The following is a 21,190-nucleotide window of genomic DNA, read 5'->3' as shown; positions in this document are numbered from 1 at the left end:
CGCGCACGCCGAGCGGGCGGTGGCGCTGTGACGGCCGCCGCGAGCCTCAGGGAGCGCGCCGCGACCTTCGGCCTCACCGTCGAGGAGTACGACCTGCTCGTCGAGCGCGTGGGCCGCGAGCCGAACGCGCTGGAGGCCGCCATCGTCGGCGCGATGTGGAGCGAGCACTGCGGCTACAAGAACAGCAGGCCGCTGTTCAGCGTGTTTCCCACCACGGGCCCGCAGGTGCTGCAGGGCCCCGGCGAGAACGCGGGCGTCGTGGACATCGGCGACGGGCTCGGCGTGGCCTTCAAGATGGAGAGCCACAACCACCCCAGCGCCGTGGAGCCCGTGCAGGGCGCCGCGACGGGCGTGGGCGGCATCCTGCGCGACATCTTCGCGATGGGCGCGCGGCCCTTCGCGGTCCTCGACAGCCTGCGCTTCGGGAACCTCGACTCCCCCCGCACACGCTTCCTGCTGCACGGCGTCGTGGAGGGCATCAGCCACTACGGCAACGCGATCGGCGTGCCGACCGTGGGCGGCGAGGTGACCTTCCACCCCAGCTACCAGGAGAACCCCCTCGTGAACGTCATGGCGCTGGGGCTCCTCAAGCACGAGGACCTCGCGAAGGGCACCATGGGCGCGGTCGGCAACCAGATCGTGTACGTGGGCAGCAGGACGGGCCGCGACGGGCTCGGCGGGGCGGTGTTCGCGTCGGCGGACCTCAGCGACGCGAGCGGCGCGGATCGTCCTGCCGTGCAGGTCGGCGATCCCTTCATGGAGAAGCTGCTGCTGGAGGCGACGCTGGAGGCCATCGAGCGTGGCCTCGTGGCGGGCGTGCAGGACATGGGCGCAGCGGGGCTCGTGTCGAGCACCTGCGAGATGGCGTACCGCGCGGGCCTCGGCGTGGACATGGACCTCTCGAAGGTCCCGACGCGGGAGACGGGCATGGTCCCGATGGAACTGTGCCTCTCCGAGAGTCAGGAGCGCATGGTGCTCGTGCCCGTGCCGGGTCGCGAGGAGGACCTGCTGGACCTCCTCGCGAAGTGGGAGCTCGACGTCGTCGTGATCGGTTCGGTCGCCGCGCACGACCGCTACCGCCTGTTCTGGCAGGGCGAGGTCGTGTGCGACCTCCCGGTGGACGTCCTCAACGAGGCGCCGAAGTACACCCGCGAGGGCGTGGAGAGCCCGGAGATCCGCGCGGCGCGCGAGCGTGACCTCACGGACGTGCCCGTGCCCGCCGACCTCTCAGAGGTGCTCGTGACGCTCATGGGTGACCCCACCATCGCGAGCAAGCGTCCCATCTTCGAGCGCTACGACCATCAGGTCATGACGAACACGGTGGTCGTGCCGGGCGCGGCGGACGCGGCGGTCATGCGCGTGCGCGGCACCACGAAGGGCGTGGCCGCCACGAGCGACTGCAACCCGCGCTTCGTGTACCTCGATCCCTTCGTGGGCGCGGCGGCGGCCGTCGCGGAGGCGGCGCGCAACCTCGCCTGCGTGGGCGCCACGCCCCTCGCGATCACGGACAACCTGAACTTCGGCAACCCGCACCGCCCGGAGGTGTACTACCAGCTTCAGCAGGCGACGCGCGGCATCGCGGAGGCCTGCCGGGCGCTGAACACGCCCGTGACGGGCGGCAACGTGAGCCTGTACAACCAGTACAACGAGCGTCAGCCCGACGGGTCGGTGCGGACCGTCGCGATCCACCCGACGCCCACCATCGGCATGGTCGGGGTGCTGCCCGACGTGGAGAGACGCGCCACGCTCGCGCTGCCCGAGGGTCAGCACGTGCTGTACCTCGTCGGGGACCACGCGGCGGACGTCGGGGCCAGCCAGTACCTCGAAACGGTGCACGGGCTGGAGGCGGGCCGCGTGCCCGCGCTGGACCTCGCGCTGGAGAAGCGGGTGCAGGACGCCGTGATCGCCCTCATCCGCGCGGGTCACGCGCGCGCCGCGCACGACTGCAGCGAGGGCGGTCTCGCCGTGACGCTCGCGGAGATGGCGGTCGCCGGGGGCCTCGGCCTCACCGTGAAGGTGGACGCGGCGGGACGCGCGGACGCGCTGCTCTTCGGGGAGGCGCACTCGCGGATCGTGGTGGCGGTGCCCGTCGGGCACGAGGAGGCCGCCGAGGCCCTGCTTCACGAGCACGGCGCGCCCTTCCACCTCCTCGGCTTCGTGGGTGGTGAAGAGGTCGCCATTTCGCTGCCCCGCCACGACCTACACTTGAGCGTGCCCCTCCCCCGCCTTCAGGACGCCTTCACCCGCCCCCTCCGGGAGGCGCTGGCGTGATCTTTGATGTTGACACCGACAAGCCGCAGGACGAGTGCGGCGTGTTCGGCCTGTACTCGCCGCAGCCGACGGACGTGGCGTGGCTCACGTACCTCGGGCTGTTCGCGCTGCAGCACCGCGGGCAGGAGGCGGCGGGCATCTGCGTCTCCGACGGTGAGCAGTTCCTCGTCGAGAAGGACCTCGGGCTGGTGTCGCAGGTGTTCGACGAGACCCGCCTCGACAGGCTGCGGCTCGGCTCGGCCCGCGTGGGCATCGGACACGTGCGCTACAGCACGACGGGCAGCAACCTGCGCTTCAACGCGCAGCCCCTCACGGTCCGCACGAACAAGGGCATCCTGGGCCTCGCGCACAACGGCAACTTCGTGAACGCCCGCGAGATGCGTCAGGAGATGCTCGACGACGGCGTCATCTTCCAGACCACCAACGACAGCGAGGTGATGCTCAACCGCGTCGCGCGCCTCGCGAAGCTCGACATCGTGGAGGCCACCGCGCGCGCCATGCGTGACCTGAGAGGCGGCTACGCGGTCGTGCTGATGAGCAAGACCCAGCTGCTGGGCTTCCGCGACCCGAACGGCGTGCGGCCCCTGTGCATCGGGCAGCGCGAGGACGGCGCGTGGGTGTTCGCGTCGGAGCCCTGCGCGCTCTTCGCGGTGGGCGCGCGGCTCGTGCGTGACGTGGCGCCCGGCGAGCTCGTCTGGGCGGACCGGACGGGCCTGCACAGCCTGCAGGTCATCCCGGACCACCGTCAGACGGCCTGCGCGTTCGAGTGGATCTACTTCGCGCGGGCGGACAGCACCGTGGACGGCGCGGAGGTGCACGACGCGCGCGTCCGCATGGGCGAGCGCCTCGCGCGCGAGAAGCCCGTGGAGGCGGACATCGTGGTGCCCGTCCCGGACAGCGGGATCGGCGCGGCCATCGGGTACTCGCGCGAGAGCGGCATCCCGTTCGACTACGGCCTCTACAAGAACCCGTACGCGGGCCGCACGTTCATCGCGCCGACGCAGGAGGCGCGCGAGCTGAAGGTCAAGATGAAGCTCTCCCCCACCAGCGCCGTGCGGGGCAAGCGCGTGGTGCTCGTCGACGACAGCATCGTGCGCGGCACGACCAGCCGTCAGATCGTGCAGCTGCTGCGCGACGCGGGAGCGACGGAGGTGCACTTCCGCGTGTCGAGCCCGCCCATCAAGCACCCGTGCTTCTACGGCATCGACACGGCCGCGCGCAAGGAGCTCGTGGCGAGCACGCACACCATCGAGGAGATCCGCGCGCTCATCGGCGCGGACACCCTGTCGTTCATCAGCGAGGAGGGCCTGCGCGGCGCGATCCAGGGGCCGGGCGTGTGCCTCGCGTGCTTCAACGGGGAGTACCCGGCGGGCGTGCCGCTGGAGAACGACGTGAACAAGCTGGCCCTCGAAGTGTAAGTTTAGGTTAGTGAGGCGATCAATGCACTTGACAGATCCAACAACTGTCGAGGAGTGGATTAAGGTAAGCAAAGCAAGAGGCGGTGAGGCAAGCATTGCATTGGCAAATAATTGTGATGTTTTGGCTATATATCTATCTTGTTATGCACTTGAAACCGCCCTCAAAGGTTTTAGCCTAGCAAGGATAGGTAGTACGAAGCGCATTCATTCCCTACGCGAACTTCGAGAAATTGTTTCATCAGGTGTTCCGATGAGTCTGTTCGTGGGGGAAGCTTCTTATATTTTTGACATCGGCAAGCAGTCGGATAACTCAGCTGATTTTACTTCGCTCAGGTACCAAGCCGACCTGCCTTCATGCCCGTTTGACATAGCGCTGTTTGTGCGTGACGTAGCCAAAGTTGTAAGCGTAGTGCACAACAAAGCACTAACTCGGAGTAAAACAAAGGGGAAGGTGCCTTATGGAAAATAAATTTGTGCCCTTGTGGGCAAATGTAATAGAAGCACAAGTCGAATCGGATACTCATGTCCTCTCTGATTTACCGTTAGAGAACAGAGAAGAATTCGGCCCCATTATTGTTACTTTCTACAGCTTAAAGGGTGGAGTTGGTCGCACAACATCCTTAAGTAGAACAGCTTTAATTTTAGCAAATCAAGGCTATAGAGTTGTATGTGTGGATGGCGACCTAGAGGCTCCCGGCTTATCGGATGTATTTGATGTTGCCGCTCCTATAGCTAATGATAAAGGCCTACTACCTCTACTAGTATCGCTTGAAGTTGGTGATATTAGTGGAGAAGAATTGCTATCCCACTTTAACAAGGTAGGCAATTTGGATTTATATGTCCTACCAGCTGGCAACCTGACTTCAGAATACGCAAGAGCACTTAGATGGGTAGATGTCGAAACGTGGTACTCAGGAGAACGTAATCCGGCAAGAATACTTAATAAAATGATTGCTGAATCACCCCTGAAGCCGGATGTAATAATCTGGGACGCTAGAACGGGAATATCACAGACCAGCGCTCCATTTCTTTTCTCTGAAAGTGATGTAGCTATAATATGTTTTAATCCTAATTTACAAGCGAAGGCAGGAAATGCGTTGATTTCACGAGGCATGGCAACTACGAAGAACTACAGAGGACTTAATGTAGAGCCACGCTATGTCTTGAGTCCTCTGCCAAATACAGTGTCGGAATTTAACAGGCTCCGCGAAAGAGGAATTGAGTGGATATCCGAATGGATATCGCCATTACAGCGCGGGCGAAAAGCGGGAGCAGAATTGATACCTGAAGAGATTATATGCACTGTTGCTTACAATGAGAGAATGGCATCTAAGGATCATGTTGACTTTACCGAAGATCTCTCTGACTACTCTACCATTGCTAACTGGATTTCATCAATTGTTCCGCCTCGTATATCTAACGTTACCAAAGTAAACGACAGCGAGGCGGGAATGAACAACGTAATTCAAGAACTTTATGAAGTATCGAAGCGAAACACTGGAGTGGCCGAAACTGATAAGGAGCATGAAGCATTTTTTATTGAGAGCGAGCAATATACCCGTATTTTAGACGATAGTACGAGCTTTGTTCTTGGGAGAAAAGGAACTGGAAAAACGTCTCTATTCATACATTTGTTAAACACGAGAAATGCTGTTCCTCTAGCTGCTCCTCGACTCCTACAAAGGCAGTATCAATTCACGCCCGATATCAACAGATATCTCGATTGGCACAGAAAGCACCACGAAGAAGCAGGAGCATGGCGTCGATTCTGGTTGATTCAGACCATTGTATCTTTTACAAGAGGTGATATTGCTTTTGAACAACTCAAGGATTATAGTGAAGCAGATTTGTCTAACACACTTAATACTGTATTTACTGCTGATAACCAAGGCTCTTCCGGAATCTTTATCGTGGACGGCCTTGATGATGGTTTTGGCAGTGATATCACTGGAAATTTAGTAAGAATGAGGGCTATTGAGGGACTATTGGATTATTGGTATCAATACGGATCAAACTTTACTCGGTATAAGTTTAAAATTTTTGTGCGCTATGACTTATGGCAGCGAACGCAAGTTGTCAATAAAAGTCATTTCTACGGTTACTCTGTTGAGTTGAAATGGAAGCAAGAGGATTATCTAAACATCGTCACTAAGCTTGCATCACGATCAGACTTGTTTGCTCGCTACTACTGCAAACAACAAAGAATTCCTTACATAGGAGAAAATACCCACTTGCTAATAAATCACGAAGAGGCATGGCGATTAATTTTTGGCGAAAGAATGGACGCAGGCAAATCTGCCTACACACGAAGCTGGGTTTGGAACCGATTGGCTGATGCACAAGGTGAGCACAGCGTACGGATGCTATTAGTACTCTTCCGTGAATGTTTGTCCAGGGAAGTAATTGACCCTAGAAAAACGAAAACCTTAATTCGGCCACGGTATCTTATTGATTCTTTGGATAATGTTTCACAGCAGGCGAGATCTGCTCTAGAAGAAGAGTATTCGCTTGAACTAGCCAACGTATTCAATCGATTAGAACGTATTGACACAAGTCCATTTACGATAGATAGAATGGGAGATATTGATAAAACGACCATCGATCTTGCTGTTTCAGTCGGACTACTCGAAGAAAAGTCTGACGGTCGCCTAAGCGTTCCGGACCTCTATAGATACGCATTTAAAGTCGGCCGAAGAGGTCAAGCCTAATTTTGCCCCTTTAAAATAGGGCAGCTACATCACTAAGCTTATGGTTTCGTAGGCCACGCCACGAGCGTGGCCTACGGCGTTGTGATCATGCGTCCGCCATCCCCCGGGAAGCACAATGTCCTCAGACAGGACGGACCCACGAGGGGCCGCCTCCCAGAGGAGAGAACCATGTTGAACCCCGAGATGCAGATGCAGCTGTCCGCCCTCCGAACCGAGTCCCTGCGCGCCGAGGCCCGCAACGAGCGTGACGTCCGCGCCGTCCTCGCCTTCGAACGCGCCCGCGCGCTGATGGAGCGCCTCGCGCGGCTCGACGTCTCCAACGGAGCGAAGGTCCTGCGCGCGTGACCTCCCACCCCACCCACCACTCCCGAGCGGGCGGCCGATGAGCCGCCCGCGTTTCGTTGGTGGGCGTTCGTCGTTCCTTCATCCCTGAGCTTCCGGTGAAGCAATCCCGTCCGGGGCGGGGTACGCTTCTCCTGCGTATGCTCGACACTGTACCCGGGCTCACCATGCATGACGACCGCTACCGCGCCGCTCAGGCCATTGTCGACCTCACCCGGCTCGCGCTCGCCGCGCCGGACCTGCCCACCGCGATCGAACCGACCCTGAAGAAACTCGTGGGAGACACCGCCGCCGAGGGCGCCGCGTTCTTCCAGGCCGACACGCACGACGTCCGATTTCATGTCCGCTCCGCGTGGGGGGCCATGCCCACGGGTGAGGTGATGGCGGCGGTGGCGGCGCACGGCCTGCCCGCCGACGCGCCCCTGCTGGGCGCGCTGCGCGCGAGCGAGGCGCCCCTGTTCTTCGACGACGTGACCGCGCACCGCGTGAGCGCGGGCATGGCGGCGCTGGGCGTCGCGAGCCTCGCGGCGGCGCCCGTGCGTGACGCGGAGGGCCGCCTCGTGGGCGCGTTCCTGATGCACACCTTCGGCGCGCACGCGTGGACGGCGCCGGAGGCGGAACTGTTCGGAATGGTGAGCGGCACGGCGGCGGCGCTCGTGGGTCGGCTCGCGGCGGAGGAGGAGGCGCTGGATGCGCGCGAGGCGGCGCTGCGCGCGCTCGGCCTCGCGTTGGAGGCGCGCGACGCGGAGACGAGCGGGCACACGGACCACGTGACGCGCCTCGCGCAACGTATGGCGCGGCGCCTCGACCTCGATCCGGCGGCGCGCAAGGCGCTGCGCTGGGGCGCGTACCTGCACGACGTCGGCAAGATCGCCGTGCCGGACGCGGTGCTGCTCAAGCCGGGCCCGCTCGACGCGGACGAGTGGGCGGTGATGCGCTCGCACGTGGAGTCGGGCTGCCGGTTCGCGCATTCCCTGGCGTTCCTGCCGGAGGGCGCGCTGGACGTGATCGCGCAGCATCACGAGCGCTGGGACGGGAGCGGCTACCCGGGGCGTCTGCGCGAGGAGGAGATCAGCCTCGGCGCGCGGGTGTTCGCACTGTGCGACGTGTACGACGCGCTGGTGAGCGAGCGTCCGTACAAGCGCGCGTGGACGCACGAGGCGGCCCTGCGGGAGATCGGGGCGCAGGCGGGCCGTCAGTTCGACCCGGCGCTCGCGCGGGTCTTCCTGGACGTGGTGTCGGCGGAGGCGTAGGGGGCGCGTCTTGGGCGCGCTCTCACGCCTGCGCGCGCGTGGGGCGGTGAGACTGGGGCATGTTGCGACGTACCGAGCGAGAAGGCCTGACCGTCATCACGTCCGACCGTCCCGAGCACGCCACCCGCGCGGTGGTGGAGGGTCCGGACGGCGCGTTCCTGGTGGATACCGTGGAGGAGCCCTACACGGACAACGAGGGCGCCGTGTACGACCCGGAGGCGTTCGTGAGCGCCGTGCTGGACGCGTTCCGCGCGGGGCGCGGGCAGGCGGTGGAGAGCGCGGGCGAGGTATTCGGGGAGTAGGCAGGAAGTAGATCGAGCGGCTCGGTTTCAAGTTGTATAGACAGAATCTGTTGTAAAACGTCCTGTCCATATAACTTGACGAGTTGTTGACGATGGGCTACCGTTCGTGTATCCCACGGGACGAGGATCATGACAACGGGACGAGAGGAGCACCCCCGACGCGAAAGCGCCCGGAGGTGCAACTCCGGGCGCGGAAAGTGAGGTGACTTATGGCTGACCGCCGTGAGCTTACCAGATCACGCGCAGTCCGGAAAGTGAGCTTGATCGAGATCATTCAACTGATCACGGTCCTCACCGCCCTGGTCCACGCAGTGATCGAACTCCTCAACCTGCTGACCCGACGCCTCTCGCCCGTTGATCCCTGCTTCCCCGGGACAGAGAACGGCGCGACGCCGTATGACGTCGCGCTGTTTCCCTTTGACACGTCGTCCCCGTGCTAGTCCGCCGCCGCCGCCGTCCTCGCGGGCCGCAGGCGCAGCGACAGCAGCAGCGCCGCCACCACGCACCCGAGCCCCAGCAGGAACGCCCCGCGCAGGCCCTCCGCGAGCGCGTCGCCGCCCCGCGTGAGGCCCGAGCCGATCAGCAGGGACATCAGCGCGACGCCCACCGCGCCGCCCATCGTGCGGGAGAACAGGATCGCGGACGTGACCGCCCCGAGCTCCTCGCGTGGGGTGGCCTGCTGCACCGCGAGCAGCAGGCTGAACATGCTGAAGCCCATCCCGCAGCCCGCCACGAAGCCGCACGCCGCCATCGGCCACAGGGGCCCCGTCACGAGCAGGCTGAAGCCCGCGAAGGCCACGACGAGACAGACGAAGCCGAGAATCGCGAGCCGCACGAGCCCCACGCGGCCCATCACGCGTGACGCGAGGATGCTCGTGGACGTCCAGCCGATCAGCATCGGCGTGAGCAGCACGCCCGCCTCCGTCGCGCCGCGCCCCGTCACGCCCTGCGCGTACACCGGCAGGTACGCCACCGACCCGAAGTACGCCGCGCCCGCCAGGACGTTCGTGAGCACCCCCACGCGCGGCAGGCGCTGGCGCAGGCTGGACACGGGCAGCAGGGGCGCCGGGTGTCGGGCCTCCACGAACGCGGCGGCCACGAGCGCCACCGCGCCCAGCCCCACGAAGAGCCACGCGCGCGTCTCCAGACCCCAGATCAGCGCGCCGCTCCCGAGGGTGAAGAGCAGCGCGCCGAGCCAGTCGATGCGCGCCGCCCGCCGCGCGCCCTCCTCGCGCAGGTTGCGCGCGACGAGCAGCAGCGCGATCAGCCCGAAGGGCAGGTTGAGGTAGAACACCAGCCGCCACGACGCGTTGTCCGCGATGAGGCCGCCCACGAGCGGCCCGACGAGGCCGGAGAGGCCCCACACGCCGCTGATGAAGCCCTGCACGCGCGCGCGCGTCTCCAGGGTGTACATCTCCCCGATCAGCGTGAAGGTGAGGGGCTGCACCGCGCCCGCCCCGATACCCTGCACGACGCGCCCGGCGATGAGGACGCCCATGCTGCCCGCCGCGCCCGCGAGACCCGAGCCCAGCAGGAACAGCACGACCCCCACGAGGTAGAGGCGGCGACGGCCCACGAGGTCCGACGCGCGGCCCCACAGGGGACTGCTGACGGTGCTCGTGAGGAGGTACACGGCGAAGGGCAGCGCGTAGAGTTCCTGCCCGCCGAGGTCACGCACGACCGACGGCATGGCGGTCGCGACGACCGTGGATTCGAGCGCGGCGAGGAAGACCCCGAGGATGAGGCCGATGGTGGCGAGACGACGCTGGGCCTCCGTCATGGTGGACATGGGCGGGATTGTACTCCCACCCCGCGCGCGGGAGCGTCGCGGGCGCCACGCGAGGCGGCGGGCGGGTCTTGTGGGTTCCTGAGGAAACGCTACGCCGTTCGCGCGCGCGGCCTACGCCGACGCGATGAGGGCGGCCTAGGCGGGACGCGGCATGCGCCGCACCCCGTCCCGCGAGGACAATGAGCTCAGTCCGGAGAGTCCGGACGCTCACCCGGAGGGAGGACCACATGAACAGTCACGAGGTGCAGGCCGTCCTGCTCGGCAGGTACGTGGAGTCCCTCCGCTCGGAGGCCGAGAACGAGCGGCGCGCGCGGGAGGCGGTCAGGGCCGCCGGGAACGCGAGGAACGTGCTCGCCGCGCTGCGCGCCCTCCTGAGGGGCGTCCGGGTTCCGGCGGAAGCGCGGGAAGCGCAGGTCTGAGCGGGCAGGACGGGAGGAACGAATGTGAGCGGGCGCGTCGCCCGCTCACATTCGCCTTGACGCTCCGCACATTCGGCTACCATGACCCGGGCGGAGAGATCGGCCCTTCAGGAGTCGTCATGCGTAGAATCCTTCCCCTGTCCTTCCTCCTCGTCGCGGGCGCCGCGTCCGCCGGGAACGTCGGCCTCTCGCTCGGCCCCAGCTTCGGCGGCGGTCTGGGCGCCGACATCGACGTCATGTTCCGTGAGGTCGCCGCGACCCCGTTCGGCGGCCGCTTCACGCTCGCCGCGAACCTCGCGGACCCCTACACGGCCACCCCCGAGAGCAACGAGCGCGAGCTCGGCTTCAACGTCCGCGGCGCCCTCGACGTGCTGTACGCCCTCGACTCCGGTGTGCCGGACGTCGTGCTCGACGTGTACGCGGGGCCGCGCGTGGACTTCTTCCTCGGAATGCTCGGCGGAAGGGACGGGACCGTCACGACGGACGTCCTCGCCTACGGTGCCGGAACGGGCGTGACCGCGCGCTACAGGCTGCTGTCGTGGCTCGATCTCGTGGGTGACGTCGGCATCGACGCCTACCTGCCGCCCGTGTTCAACGTCACGGACTCCAACCCGAACTCCGGCGTGCAGGTCTACCGCTTCGCGCCCGGAGACGCCGACTATGCCGACGTGGACGCCGTGGTCAACCAGCCCAAGTTCGTCCCGCGCCTCAAGCTGGGCCTTCAGATCGTCTTCTGAGCCTCGGGGTGTCGTCTAGAGGAGCTTGATGTAGTCGCGGCTCGGCGCGCCCCAGCCGAAGTACGCGGTGACGGCGGCGGTGACGCCGACGAGCCACAGGGGGTCGCGCGTGAGGGGCGCGAGGTGCGGCATGGACGACGTGACCGGCAGGACGGCGAGGAACGCGAGCACGCCGAACACGGCGGTGAGGGTCCGCGCGAAGGCGGCCGAGTCGCGGTAGTGCCGGGAGGCGTACAGCCCCATCAGGCCGAGCAGCAGGTACAGCACGCACAGCGTGGGGCTGACGGGGAACAGACCGAGCAGCAGTCCTGCGTCGGACACGGGACCCGGGAAGAGTCCGAGCGTGCCGAGCAGGAGGAGCGTGACGGCGGTCCAGGCGGCGTACGGTCGAACCATGCTTCCTCCTCGTCGGGGCGCGGGGCCCTCATGCGCCTCAGCGTAGCTTCACGCCCCTCCAAGGGCCAGCATGAGCTTCTTCACACGGCGTGCAGAAATCCTTGAGCCTCGGATCAGGTGCGGCCCCGGCTCACGCCCCGTCCGAGCGCGCCCGCGATGAGGTGCGCGGCGCGCAGCGGCTCGGGCACGTTCCCCGTCACCCGGAAGCGTTCCACCGCCGCGCCCGCCCCCTCCACGTCGATCCCGACGCACTGCACCCACACGCCCGCGACGGGCCGCGTGGGCCCCAGACGCTCGATGAGGCGCCACTTGCGCGCCCCGCCCGGCACGCGTCCCAGCAGGGCGGCGCGGACCCGGGCGTAGTCGGGCTGGCGGCGCGCGACCACCACGACCGGCAGTCCCGTGAGGCGGTGGAGCGCGTGCGCGTCCACGACGTTGAAGCCCGCGAGCGCCACGCCCTGCAGGAAGATCAGCTGCAGGTGCGCCGCGAAGGGCGAGTCCTTCACGAGCCCCGCGAGGACGCGGGTGCTGTTCGCCCCGTCGCGCCGGACGCGGGACGTGAGCACGCCGTGCAGGGTCGTGTGGGCGTACACGGTCGCGACGATCCTCACGTCGCCGCGATGCGCGCGGTCGAAGGGCGCGTCGTCGAACCCGATGGCGTGCGACAGGCGGCTCACGCAACGCAGGATACAGGCCCGGCCCCACGTGGGGCCGGGCCTGCGGACCTGAATCAGCGGACGGTGCTGTCGCGCGTGGCGGGGACGCCCCAGCCGACGTACGCGGAGATCAGCGCCGTGAGGGCGTGCAGCCACACGTCGTTGCCGTGGATGGGGATCAGGCCGAAGGTGGTGTTCAGGCCGGGAATGAGACCCATGATCGTGAGCAGACCGTAGAAGATCGCGAGGCCGCGCGCGAACCCGATCGCGCCGCTCGCGGTGCGGGCCGAGGCGAGGCCCCACAGGCCCACCGCGAGGTGCACGAGGTTGTGCAGCAGGTTGACGGGGAAGAGACCGAGGAGCAGACCGCGTCCGCTGTCCACCACGAGATCCGGGCCGGAGTAGGCGCTCAGGAGCCCCGGAAAGAAGCCCAGGATGCCCACGAGCAGGAAGATGACGCCGACGACCTGTGCGAACGTTCTCGCCATGAAGTGCCTCCTTGGATGTCACGGCGAGGCCGCGCCCACGGCTCTCCCCCGCGGGCATGCTCGCCCGCCGGGGTCACCCTGGCGGGCTTCCCTGACGCGCTCATGATCGTCCCGGCGGGGCACGTGAGCCAAATACGAGAGACTGAGCGTGTTCTCATCGGCGCCCCGCCGGGTGCCGCAACAGCCCTTGACGGACGCCTCACGTGTCTCCCGACGTGCGCGGCTCACCATACACGCAGGAGGCCGTCATGCACCGATCCCCAGTCCGTCCCGCCCACCTCGCGGGAGCGTCCTCGTGAGCCGCCTCAACCCGCTCGGCGGGCTGCAGGAGGTCCGTCCGGACGTCGCGCGCGTCCTGCTCGTCCTCGTGAACGCCTACATGCTCGGGGAGCGCGGCGGCCCCTGGGTGATGGTGGACGCGGGCATGCCGCGTACCGCGAACATTCTGCTGCGCCTCGCGCGCGAGCGCTTCGGGGGCCGCCCGCCGGAGGCGATCGTGATGACGCACGGGCATTTCGACCACGTGGGGGCGCTGCGCGAGCTCGCCGACACGTGGGACGTGCCGATCCTCGCGCACCCGCTGGAGCTCCCGTACCTCACGGGCCGCTCGGCCTACCCGCCGCCCGATCCCACCGTCGGCGGCGGCCTGATGGCGCTCTCGTCTCCCCTGTTCCCGCCCGGGCCCTTCGACTTCTCGCCGCGCGTGCGCGCCCTCCCGGCGGACGGGTCAGTGCCGGGCCTGCCGGGCTGGCGCTGGATCCACACGCCGGGGCACTCGCCGGGGCACGTGTCGCTGTGGCGCGCGTCGGACGGCACGCTCGTGGCGGGCGACGCGTTCGTGACGACGCCGCAGGAGTCCATGCTGGGCGCGCTGACGCAGTTTCCGCAGGAGGTGCGCCGTCCGCCCGCGTACTACACGCCCGACTGGACGGCGGCGCGCGCGTCCGTGGAGCGCCTCGCCGCGCTCGAACCCGTCGTGGCCGCGACGGGCCACGGCACGCCGATGTGGAACGAACTGCTGCGCGCCGAACTGCGCGTGCTCGCGCGCCGCTTCGACGAGCTCGCGCGGCCCAGGCACGGCCGCTACGCCTTCCGGGCGCCCGTCGTGGACGAGGGCGGCGTGCGGGACCTGCCGCCGCCCCTCCCGGCGGACCCGAAGCGTCCGCGCCGCGTGGGCGTGGCGCTCGCGGGGCTCGGGCTGCTGTTCTGGCTGCTCAGGAGAAGCTAGGCGTCGGGGCACGACACCCGGCGCGACGCTATGGTGCCTCGCTCCGCTCGGCAGAACCTCGGCCTTCGCCGAGGTCCTGTGCGCCGAGCCTAGTGGGGTCCGGCGTGCGCGTGGTCGATCTGCACGGCGAGTTCGAGCAGGACGCGTTCGGTGGAGCGGGTGATGGTGCGCACGCCGCCGAGCTCCGCGTCGGACATGGCGGCCTGGAAGGTGAACTCCGTGTCGGGCACCTCGCCCGTGAGGGCGATGGCGCGCAGCAGCGCCTCCTCGCCGTACATGCCGAGGTACTCGGCGTGCGTGACGTCGCCACGCACGAAGAACAGGTCCGCGTCGAAGTCGTCGCCGAAGTGCAGGCTGAGCTGCCCGGTCTTGCGGGTCTGCTGGATGGAGCCGAGCAGTTCGAACAGCCCGAAGGCCTTGATGCTGCCGCGCATCACGGCGGTCGTGCGGGCCGCCTCGGGCTCGCGGGAGCGGGTGGCTTCCACGAGCTCCAGGGGCACCTCGATCTCGATGTCGAGTTCGAAGTCGGCGTGGGCGCCGGTGTAGCGGGCGAGCCGGCGCCACAGCTCCGTCGGGGGGAGGCGCGGGTCGAGGGCGAGGTCCCGGTCCGAGGCGGGCCAGTCCGCCCGGGAGGCCGCGCCGACGAGCGCGAAGGTGGTGTCCCGCAGGGCGGGCTGGCGGCGCAGCCGCGAGAGGAGGTCCGCGCCGGGCATGTCGTCGAGGGCGTCCGCGCAGACCACGAGGCTGGGTCGCCACGCCTGGAGTCGGCGTTCGGCGTGCTCCCCGCTGCTGACACGTTCGACCGTGACGCCCGCGTCGTGAGCGGTCAGTTCGAGGTCGTGCAGGACCGGTTCCTTGCTGTAGACGAGAAGCATGCTCACTCGGGGTGCTCCTTTTTCAACCATGGTGGGCACCCCGCGCGCACCCGAGGGGTTTTTTCACACGAAGCGGAGCCCGCCCCCGAGAGGGCGGGCCCCGCTTCGCGCGTTCAGCGCAGGCCGAGCAGTTCCACCTCGAACACGAGCGTCGCGTTCGGGGGGATCACGCCGCCCGCGCCGCGCGGGCCGTAGCCGAGGTGCGGGGGGATGGTGAGGCGGACCTTGTCCCCGACCTTCATGCGCGAGACCCCTTCGTCCCAGCCCTGGATGACGTAGCCCGCGCCGAGCGGGAACTCGAAGGGTTCGCCGCGGTCGACGCTGCTGTCGAACTTGGTGCCGTCGGTGAGGTAGCCGGTGTAGTGCACGCGGGCCATCTGGCCCTTGCGCGCCTGGGGGCCGCTGCCTTCCTGGAGGGTCTCCATCTTGAGGTCGTCCATGTGCCGATCCTACCCTTTCCGGCGCGGCGCGGGGCTCGGCGCCCAGGTGGGGCCGTCGGTGCGGGGACCCTCGGGCGTCCAGTCGACACGGTCGATGCACAGGCGGCGCGCGACCTTGTCCACGTCCCAGGCGTGGTAGACGAGGTAGTCCTCGCCGTCGGGGCCGGTCACGAGGGAGTTGTGGCCGGGGCCGACGACCCGCCCCGGGATGGACTGGAGCAGCGTGGGGCCCTCGGAGGGCGGCTCACGCCAGGGGCCGAGCGGGTGGTCCGCGACGGCGTAGGAGACGCCGTAGTTGGGTTCCTCCCAGGCGCCGCCGGAGTAGAAGAGCCAGTAGCGCCCGTGGCGTTTCACGACGAAGGGTCCTTCGAGGGTGTACCAGTCGTGGACGGCGCCGTACATCTCACGGTTGCGCCGGAAGATCTGCCAGTCGGCGGTGGCGCGCAGGACGGTGCGGGGCTCGCCCGCGAGGCGCGTCATGCCCTCGAGGCGGTCCACGGCGAGCGCGGTGCCGACGCGGTCCCCGTCGAGGAAGTCGCGGGCGTAGTAGAGGTACCACTGGCCGTCCTCGTCCCGGAAGGGGCTCGCGTCGATGGTGAAGGGGTCGTCGGGGGTGAGGACGACGCCCTCGTCCCGGAAGGGCCCCTCGGGGTGGTCGCTGGTGGCGACGCGCAGCTGGTGGCCCTTGTCGCCGATCCCGGCGGAGTAGTACATGAAGAAGCGCCCGTCGTGGAAGGCGACCTCGGGGGCCCAGTAGTCCTGGGCGCCCTCGTGCGCGAGGAGTTCGAGGGCGCCGCCGACGCTCTCCCAGGTGACGAGGTCGTCGGAGCGCAGCACCTCGAAGGCGCGGCCCTCCAGGATGGGCCGCCCGCCGGTGCCGTAGGCGTAGTAGCGGCCCTCGTGGCGCAGCACGAAGGGGTCGGCGAAGTACTCGGGGTACACGGGGTTCGTGTAGGTGAGGTCAGGCATGGGCGCTTTGCATCTTGTCGCATCGGCGCGCTCGCCGGAGGCTCGGTTAAGGCTTTCTGTAGGGGGCGCCACGTGGGATATTTACGAACCTGGGACACAGGTGATATTTTCGCAGTAATCGAAACTTTCGATTTCCGGCACTCGGTGTGGCCGACCCGTCGGCATGCCGCCGGAACACGAGGAATCGAAGGCCCCGGATCACCCAGGTCTTCCGGGCACAGGAGGAAGGACATGCGTAAAGTCACTCTGGCCGTCACCCTGCTCGGCGCCCTGCTCTCGGCAGCCGAGGCTCAGGCCCAGTCCTCGTACAAGGGCCCCAAGGTCACCATCACCTACCTGCACGGCTTCACGGGCGCCGACCGCCCCGTGATGGAGAAGCTCGTGCAGCAGTTCAACGCCACGCACCCCAACATCGTCGTGCGCGCGCAGGGCCAGCCGTGGGGCACCACCTGGCAGCAGCTGCCGTCGCTCGTCGCGTCGGGCCGCGCGGCGGACGTGGTCGTCATCAACGAGGACCAGATCACGAACTTCGTCGCGCGCGGCGCGGTGTCGCCCCTCACGGACGCGGAGCTCAAGACGGCCGGCATCGACAAGGGCCGCTTCTACGGCCCGCTGTTCAAGACCGCCGACTACCAGGGCAAGTCCTACGGCGTGCCCATCTCGTCCGTCGCGTACGTGATGTTCTACAACAAGGACCTCATGAAGAAGGCCGGGCTGGACCCCAACAAGGTCCCGCAGACCCGCGCGGACTTCCTCAAGGCCGCGCAGGCCTGCACGACCGACAAGAGCGGCAAGAAGCCCGATGAGGCCGGCTTCGACGCCAAGAACCTCGACACGTGGGGCGTCAGCCTCTACAACAACTGGGTCGGCTCGCGCGCCGCGTACGCCGCGATCCTCCAGAACGGCGGCAGCCTCGTCGACAAGAACCTCAACGCGTCGTTCAACAGCCCGCAGGCCGTCGAGGCCGTGCAGTTCATGGTGGACCTCGTGAGCAAGTACAACGTGGCCCGCCCGAACAGCACCGAGGAGGCCGAGCTCGCGGCGTTCAGCCAGGGCAAGGTCTGCTTCTTCCCCTCGGGCCAGTGGTACCTCGACCGCTTCGAGCAGCAGAAGATGAACTTCGGCGTGGCCTTCATGCCGCGCGTCGGCGGCACGAAGCAGGACGCGGCGTGGGGCGGCAGCAGCCACCTGACGCTGCCCAAGCAGAAGGCGAACTACGACAAGAACAAGCGCGCCGCGTCGCTGGAGTTCATCAACTGGATGACGTCGCCCGCGCAGAACCTCGCTTGGACGGAGGCGGGCAGCCTGCCCGTCATGCCCGCCGTCGCGAAGGACAAGAAGTTCGAGGGCCGTCCGATCCAGGGCGTCTTCGAGAAGCTCGGCAACATCTACGCCACCTCGGGCTTCCCGTGGGGCGGTCAGGTGCTCGGGCCCTTCGACAACGCCTGGGCGAACGCCTACTCCGGCAAGAAGAGCGTCAAGGACGCGCTGAACGACGGCGTGACCGAGGCGAACAAGCAGATCGAGCAGGCCCGCAAGAGCTTCCGCTGATCCACGTCCGGGGGCGCGTCCAGGGGGACGCGCCCTCCTCTCTCTCAAGGAAATGAGGTGTGACATGACTTCACGCCGACGTGCGTGCCCGGTCGCGAATCCGGGAAGCGAGAGCCGGGCAGCGGGGCTCTCGCGCGTCTTTTGCATGAAGACGGCTTCATGCGGGGGGTGGCGTCCATGAGCGTCACCACGCCCACCGGGGCCGCGCGCCGCCCCGCCCGGCTGGGGGACGCGCACCCGCTCGTGCCTTACCTGTACATCCTGCCCTTCGCGCTGTTCTTCCTCGTGTTCGTGGTGTATCCGGTGGGGTTCGGCTTCTACGTGAGCCTTCACCGCTTCGACCTGCTCTCGGACACGCAGCCCTTCGTGGGGCTGGAGTTCTACCGCAACCTGTTCGACATGAGCACGCCGCAGGCGCAGTTCTTCTGGAACGCCATGAAGAACACCGCGATCTTCACGGTGATCAGCGTGCCGCTCCTGATCGCGACGGCGCTCGGGCTCGCGCTGCTGCTCAACCGGCCCATCTTCGGGCGGGCCTTCTTCCGCGCGGTGTTCTTCCTGCCGGGCGTGCTGACGGTGTCCGTGATGGGCATCCTGTGGCGCTGGATGTTCGACAACCAGATCGGCCTGGTGAACGCCATCCAGACGGAACTGCTCGGCGGTCAGCCGATCCCCTTCCTGTCCACCGAGAACATCGCGTGGATTCCGATCATCGTCGGGACGGTCTGGTGGACCATCGGCTTCAACATGACGCTGTACCTCGCGGCGCTCGGCAACATCTCGCAGAGCTACTACGAGGCGGCCGACATTGACGGGGCGACGGCGTGGCCGAAGTTCCGCTTCATCACGTGGCCCCTGCTGGCGCCCGTGACGCTGTTCGTGTTCGTCACGACGGTGCTGGCGTCCTTCCAGCTGTTCGGGCAGTCGCTCGTGATCACGGCGGGCGGTCCGAACCGCACGACGCAGAGCGCGATCCTCTACATCACGGAGGAGGCCTTCTCGAACAACCAGTTCTCGTCGGCGACGGCGATGTCGTTCATGTTCGGTCTGGTGATGCTGATCTTCACGTACCTGCAGTTCCGCATCATGGCGCGTGACGCGCGAGGGGAGGCGTAAGCGTGGCGATTCCCGCAGGGCGGGCCGATTCGGCCCCCATCGCCCGTACGAAGGAGGAGCGTCGCCGCTTCCTGCCGAACGACTTCTGGCGCTTCGTGCTGCTGTGCGTGCTGTCCGTGATCTTCCTCGCGCCGATGTACTGGATGATCATCACGGCCCTCAAGCCGGAAAACGACGTGATCTCCACGCCGACGCAGTGGTTCCCGGCGCGTCCGACGCTGGACAACTTCAGGGAGGTGCTCACGTCGCCCGACGGGAACATCCTCCGCTGGATGTGGAACTCGTTCTTCGTCGCGACGGTCTTCACGGTGCTGCACGTGCTGCTGTGCGCCCTCACGGCGTACCCGCTGGCGCGCATGAAGTTCCCGGGCCGTGACCTGATCTTCTGGATCATCCTGGGCTCCATGATGATCCCCTGGGTGGTCACGCTCATCCCGACCTACCTGATGATGCTGAAGTTCGACTGGATCAACAGCTTCCACGCGCTGATCTGGCCGGGCATCGCGGGCGCGTTCGGGGTGTTCCTGCTGCGGCAGTTCTTCATCTCGCTGCCGAAGGAGCTGGAGGAGGCGGCGCGGCTCGACGGCGCCAACAGCTTCCAGGTGCTGTACAAGATCATCCTGCCGCTCTCGGTCCCGGCGCTCGTGACGCTGGCGGTGTTCGCGTTCATGGGTTCGTGGAACAACTTCATCTGGCCGTTCTACGTGGTGACGGACATCGACAAGCTGACCCTGCCGGTGGGCGTGACGACGTTCTCGCAGCGCTACGTGACGGAGTACGGGAAGCTGATGGCGTCCACGGCGATCGCGTCGATTCCGGTGCTGGTGGCGTACCTGTTCGCGCAGCGCTACCTCATCGCGGGCCTCGCGACGACGGGCATGAAGGAATGACGTTCGCGGCGCGGGGCGTGGAGTGGAGGGGCCGAGGCCCCCGCTTCACGCCCCGCGCCCGTGAAGTATTCGTGAGCCTCATCTTGGCCCTAGCTTTGTCATGTCCTCATGACTACACTCGGGACATGACTGCCTCAACGCCTGTTGAGTCCGCGCTCACCGTTCTCAGCGAAGCTCACGTCGGCAACACGACGTTCTCCAATCCGCTCGACCCACGCGACTTCCCGGATCCCTTCATCCTGAACGTGGACGGGACGTACTACGCGTACGCCACCAACACGCCCGAGCAGCACCTGCCGCTGCGCCGCTCACGCGACCTCGTCACCTGGGAGGACCTGCCCGACGCGATGGGTCCCCTCCCCCGCTGGGCCCGCGCGGGCCTCACCTGGGCGCCCGACGTGATGGCCGTTCCCGGCGGCTTCGTCCTGTACTACACCGTGCGGCACCGCCGCAGCGGCCAGCAGGTCATCGGCGCGGCCTTCTCCACCTCTCCCGAGGGGCCCTTCGTGGACGCGTCCCGCGCGCCCCTCATCACCCAGCACGACCTCGGCGGCGCCATCGACGCGCACGCCTTCATCGACACCGACGGACAGCGTTACCTGTACTGGAAGAACGACGGCAACAGCCGCGGCCTGCGCACCTGGCTGTGGGTGCAGAAGCTCAGCGAGGACGGCCTGACCCTCCTGGGGCGTCCCCGCAAGCTCATCCGCAACGACCGCACGTGGGAGCGTCACCTCATCGAGGCGCCCTTCGTCGTCGCCCGCGAGGGCCGCTACCACCTGTTCTACTCCGCCGCGCACTACGACGACGCCACCTACTGCGTCGGGCACGCCGTCTCGCACAGCCCGCTGGGGCCCTTCGTCAAGGACGCGCGCGGACCGCTGCTCGCCACGCACGGCCACGTCGCCGGGCCCGGCGGGCAGGGCGTCATCACCGACGCCTGCGGCGCCACGTGGATGTACTACCACGCGTGGACGGCGGGACAGGCAGGCTACGCCACGGGCGGCGCGCGCTCCCTGCGCATCGACCCGCTGCACTGGGTGGACGGTCAGCCCGTGATCGCGCCGCCCGCGCTCGCATCCCAGCTCGCGCCCGCCACCGCGCCCGCGTGGGCGGCCGTGGTCCTCGCGCCCGAGCCGGAACTGGCCGAACTGGCCGTCGCCGTCGCCGACTGAGCGTTCCTTCCAGCACGGTCCGCCCGTCCCGGCCGCCCCGGCGGCCAGGAAGGCCACCATGCCCAAGCACCCCCTGCTCCTTCCCGCCTCGCTCCTGCTGACCCTCACGCTCGCGTCGGTGGACACCACCGCCCACGCGGGCGGATCGGGCGCTCCCGCGAGCGCCA

The 21,190-nt window shown here is 66.9% G+C and carries 22 protein-coding genes; 15 read left to right on the top strand and 7 right to left on the bottom strand.

Going from position 1 to position 21,190, the window contains the following annotated elements:
* Positions 1 to 27: 27 nt before the first annotated feature.
* The 8 genes from purL (at position 28) to DEIPI_RS0109690 (ending at position 8,734) form a co-directional block, all read left to right on the top strand.
* The gene (gene purL, locus DEIPI_RS0109715) at positions 28 to 2,271 is read left to right on the top strand and encodes a phosphoribosylformylglycinamidine synthase subunit PurL (RefSeq protein WP_027481656.1); all 2,244 of its coding nucleotides are present in this window, start codon (positions 28 to 30) and stop codon (positions 2,269 to 2,271) included.
* Positions 2,268 to 3,689, top strand: coding sequence for an amidophosphoribosyltransferase (gene purF / locus DEIPI_RS0109710; RefSeq protein ID WP_027481655.1), 1,422 nt, complete (start codon positions 2,268 to 2,270; stop codon positions 3,687 to 3,689). The genes purL and purF overlap by 4 nt, the downstream gene beginning before the upstream one ends.
* Before the next feature lie 22 nt (positions 3,690 to 3,711).
* Positions 3,712 to 4,158, top strand: coding sequence for a HEPN domain-containing protein (locus tag DEIPI_RS36535; protein WP_084474128.1), 447 nt, complete (start codon positions 3,712 to 3,714; stop codon positions 4,156 to 4,158).
* Complete coding sequence (locus DEIPI_RS37635; protein ID WP_157463572.1) at positions 4,148 to 6,397, top strand: KGGVGR-motif variant AAA ATPase; 2,250 nt, start codon at positions 4,148 to 4,150, stop codon at positions 6,395 to 6,397. The genes DEIPI_RS36535 and DEIPI_RS37635 overlap by 11 nt, the downstream gene beginning before the upstream one ends.
* 168 nt (positions 6,398 to 6,565) lie before the next feature.
* Positions 6,566 to 6,742, top strand: a complete 177-nt coding sequence (locus tag DEIPI_RS37630; RefSeq protein ID WP_157463571.1) for a hypothetical protein — start codon at positions 6,566 to 6,568, stop codon at positions 6,740 to 6,742.
* Positions 6,743 to 6,879: 137 nt separating this feature from the next.
* Positions 6,880 to 7,992, top strand: coding sequence for an HD-GYP domain-containing protein (locus DEIPI_RS0109700; protein ID WP_027481654.1), 1,113 nt, complete (start codon positions 6,880 to 6,882; stop codon positions 7,990 to 7,992).
* A 59-nt stretch (positions 7,993 to 8,051) separates the two neighbouring features.
* Positions 8,052 to 8,294, top strand: coding sequence for a hypothetical protein (locus tag DEIPI_RS0109695; protein WP_027481653.1), 243 nt, complete (start codon positions 8,052 to 8,054; stop codon positions 8,292 to 8,294).
* A gap of 260 nt (positions 8,295 to 8,554) precedes the next feature.
* Positions 8,555 to 8,734 carry a hypothetical protein gene (locus tag DEIPI_RS0109690; RefSeq protein WP_027481652.1) on the top strand — a complete coding sequence of 60 codons (180 nt, stop codon included), beginning with the start codon at positions 8,555 to 8,557 and terminating at the stop codon, positions 8,732 to 8,734.
* Here DEIPI_RS0109690 and DEIPI_RS29950 read toward each other — a convergent pair.
* Positions 8,731 to 10,083, bottom strand: a complete 1,353-nt coding sequence (locus tag DEIPI_RS29950) for an MDR family MFS transporter (protein WP_045233990.1) — start codon at positions 10,081 to 10,083, stop codon at positions 8,731 to 8,733. The genes DEIPI_RS0109690 and DEIPI_RS29950 overlap by 4 nt on opposite strands.
* A gap of 227 nt (positions 10,084 to 10,310) precedes the next feature.
* Here DEIPI_RS29950 and DEIPI_RS0109680 point away from each other — a divergent pair, with 227 nt between their 5' ends.
* A complete protein-coding gene (locus DEIPI_RS0109680; RefSeq protein WP_027481651.1) occupies positions 10,311 to 10,502 on the top strand; it encodes a hypothetical protein in 192 nt (63 codons plus the stop codon).
* Between the two features lie 119 nt (positions 10,503 to 10,621).
* Positions 10,622 to 11,239 (top strand): hypothetical protein, encoded by a 618-nt coding sequence (locus DEIPI_RS0109675; RefSeq protein WP_027481650.1) that lies wholly within the window; start codon positions 10,622 to 10,624, stop codon positions 11,237 to 11,239.
* 15 nt (positions 11,240 to 11,254) lie between these two features.
* On the opposite strand, the gene DEIPI_RS29945 is transcribed toward DEIPI_RS0109675, so the two are convergent.
* The 3 genes from DEIPI_RS29945 to DEIPI_RS0109660 all read right to left on the bottom strand — a co-directional run bounded on the left by DEIPI_RS29945 (position 11,255) and on the right by DEIPI_RS0109660 (position 12,779).
* Positions 11,255 to 11,635 (bottom strand): DUF4383 domain-containing protein, encoded by a 381-nt coding sequence (locus tag DEIPI_RS29945; RefSeq protein WP_052351673.1) that lies wholly within the window; start codon positions 11,633 to 11,635, stop codon positions 11,255 to 11,257.
* Positions 11,636 to 11,748: 113 nt separating this feature from the next.
* Positions 11,749 to 12,312 carry an endonuclease dU gene (locus DEIPI_RS0109665; RefSeq protein WP_084474126.1) on the bottom strand — a complete coding sequence of 188 codons (564 nt, stop codon included), beginning with the start codon at positions 12,310 to 12,312 and terminating at the stop codon, positions 11,749 to 11,751.
* A gap of 53 nt (positions 12,313 to 12,365) precedes the next feature.
* Positions 12,366 to 12,779: a DUF4383 domain-containing protein gene (locus DEIPI_RS0109660; protein ID WP_027481648.1), complete on the bottom strand. Its 414-nt coding sequence runs from the start codon at positions 12,777 to 12,779 to the stop codon at positions 12,366 to 12,368.
* Between the two features lie 295 nt (positions 12,780 to 13,074).
* Here DEIPI_RS0109660 and DEIPI_RS0109655 point away from each other — a divergent pair, with 295 nt between their 5' ends.
* A complete protein-coding gene (locus DEIPI_RS0109655) occupies positions 13,075 to 14,007 on the top strand; it encodes an MBL fold metallo-hydrolase (protein ID WP_027481647.1) in 933 nt (310 codons plus the stop codon).
* A gap of 89 nt (positions 14,008 to 14,096) precedes the next feature.
* Here DEIPI_RS0109655 and DEIPI_RS0109650 read toward each other — a convergent pair whose 3' ends face one another.
* From DEIPI_RS0109650 to DEIPI_RS0109640, 3 genes are all read right to left on the bottom strand, one after another.
* On the bottom strand, positions 14,097 to 14,882 hold the full coding sequence (locus tag DEIPI_RS0109650) for a DUF4388 domain-containing protein (RefSeq protein ID WP_245588542.1): 786 nt from the start codon (positions 14,880 to 14,882) through the stop codon (positions 14,097 to 14,099).
* 113 nt (positions 14,883 to 14,995) lie between these two features.
* A complete protein-coding gene (locus DEIPI_RS0109645; protein WP_027481645.1) occupies positions 14,996 to 15,322 on the bottom strand; it encodes an FKBP-type peptidyl-prolyl cis-trans isomerase in 327 nt (108 codons plus the stop codon).
* A 9-nt stretch (positions 15,323 to 15,331) separates the two neighbouring features.
* Positions 15,332 to 16,291 (bottom strand): glycoside hydrolase family 43 protein, encoded by a 960-nt coding sequence (locus DEIPI_RS0109640; protein ID WP_027481644.1) that lies wholly within the window; start codon positions 16,289 to 16,291, stop codon positions 15,332 to 15,334.
* 231 nt (positions 16,292 to 16,522) lie between these two features.
* Between DEIPI_RS0109640 and DEIPI_RS0109635 the strand changes: the two genes are divergently transcribed.
* The 4 genes from DEIPI_RS0109635 to DEIPI_RS29940 all read left to right on the top strand — a co-directional run bounded on the left by DEIPI_RS0109635 (position 16,523) and on the right by DEIPI_RS29940 (position 21,023).
* Entirely contained in the window at positions 16,523 to 17,842 is a 1,320-nt protein-coding gene (locus DEIPI_RS0109635; RefSeq protein ID WP_027481643.1) for an ABC transporter substrate-binding protein, read from the top strand.
* Between the two features lie 177 nt (positions 17,843 to 18,019).
* Positions 18,020 to 18,958, top strand: a complete 939-nt coding sequence (locus DEIPI_RS0109630; protein WP_027481642.1) for a carbohydrate ABC transporter permease — start codon at positions 18,020 to 18,022, stop codon at positions 18,956 to 18,958.
* Positions 18,959 to 18,960: 2 nt separating this feature from the next.
* Positions 18,961 to 19,848 carry a carbohydrate ABC transporter permease gene (locus tag DEIPI_RS0109625; protein WP_027481641.1) on the top strand — a complete coding sequence of 296 codons (888 nt, stop codon included), beginning with the start codon at positions 18,961 to 18,963 and terminating at the stop codon, positions 19,846 to 19,848.
* A 125-nt stretch (positions 19,849 to 19,973) separates the two neighbouring features.
* Positions 19,974 to 21,023, top strand: coding sequence for a glycoside hydrolase family 43 protein (locus DEIPI_RS29940; RefSeq protein ID WP_084474122.1), 1,050 nt, complete (start codon positions 19,974 to 19,976; stop codon positions 21,021 to 21,023).
* The last annotated feature ends 167 nt before the right edge of the window (positions 21,024 to 21,190 follow it).

Origin of the sequence: Deinococcus pimensis DSM 21231 (assembly GCF_000519345.1) — a bacterium.
Classification (GTDB): domain Bacteria; phylum Deinococcota; class Deinococci; order Deinococcales; family Deinococcaceae; genus Deinococcus_A; species Deinococcus_A pimensis.
The sequence above is the reverse complement of the archived record's forward strand: the minus strand, read 5'-3'. Positions and strand labels throughout refer to the sequence as shown.

Coding starts and splice junctions, on each gene's coding strand:
- DEIPI_RS36535 (WP_084474128.1), top strand. CDS start 3,712: ATGCACTTGACAGATCCAACAACTGTCGAGGAGTGGATTAAGGTAAGC.
- DEIPI_RS37635 (WP_157463572.1), top strand. CDS start 4,148: ATGGAAAATAAATTTGTGCCCTTGTGGGCAAATGTAATAGAAGCACAA.
- DEIPI_RS37630 (WP_157463571.1), top strand. CDS start 6,566: ATGTTGAACCCCGAGATGCAGATGCAGCTGTCCGCCCTCCGAACCGAG.
- DEIPI_RS0109700 (WP_027481654.1), top strand. CDS start 6,880: ATGCTCGACACTGTACCCGGGCTCACCATGCATGACGACCGCTACCGC.
- DEIPI_RS0109695 (WP_027481653.1), top strand. CDS start 8,052: ATGTTGCGACGTACCGAGCGAGAAGGCCTGACCGTCATCACGTCCGAC.
- DEIPI_RS29950 (WP_045233990.1), bottom strand. CDS start 10,083: ATGTCCACCATGACGGAGGCCCAGCGTCGTCTCGCCACCATCGGCCTC.
- DEIPI_RS0109680 (WP_027481651.1), top strand. CDS start 10,311: ATGAACAGTCACGAGGTGCAGGCCGTCCTGCTCGGCAGGTACGTGGAG.
- DEIPI_RS0109675 (WP_027481650.1), top strand. CDS start 10,622: ATGCGTAGAATCCTTCCCCTGTCCTTCCTCCTCGTCGCGGGCGCCGCG.
- DEIPI_RS29945 (WP_052351673.1), bottom strand. CDS start 11,635: ATGGTTCGACCGTACGCCGCCTGGACCGCCGTCACGCTCCTCCTGCTC.
- DEIPI_RS0109660 (WP_027481648.1), bottom strand. CDS start 12,779: ATGGCGAGAACGTTCGCACAGGTCGTCGGCGTCATCTTCCTGCTCGTG.
- DEIPI_RS0109650 (WP_245588542.1), bottom strand. CDS start 14,882: ATGCTTCTCGTCTACAGCAAGGAACCGGTCCTGCACGACCTCGAACTG.
- DEIPI_RS0109645 (WP_027481645.1), bottom strand. CDS start 15,322: ATGGACGACCTCAAGATGGAGACCCTCCAGGAAGGCAGCGGCCCCCAG.
- DEIPI_RS0109640 (WP_027481644.1), bottom strand. CDS start 16,291: ATGCCTGACCTCACCTACACGAACCCCGTGTACCCCGAGTACTTCGCC.
- DEIPI_RS0109635 (WP_027481643.1), top strand. CDS start 16,523: ATGCGTAAAGTCACTCTGGCCGTCACCCTGCTCGGCGCCCTGCTCTCG.
- DEIPI_RS0109630 (WP_027481642.1), top strand. CDS start 18,020: ATGAGCGTCACCACGCCCACCGGGGCCGCGCGCCGCCCCGCCCGGCTG.
- DEIPI_RS29940 (WP_084474122.1), top strand. CDS start 19,974: ATGACTGCCTCAACGCCTGTTGAGTCCGCGCTCACCGTTCTCAGCGAA.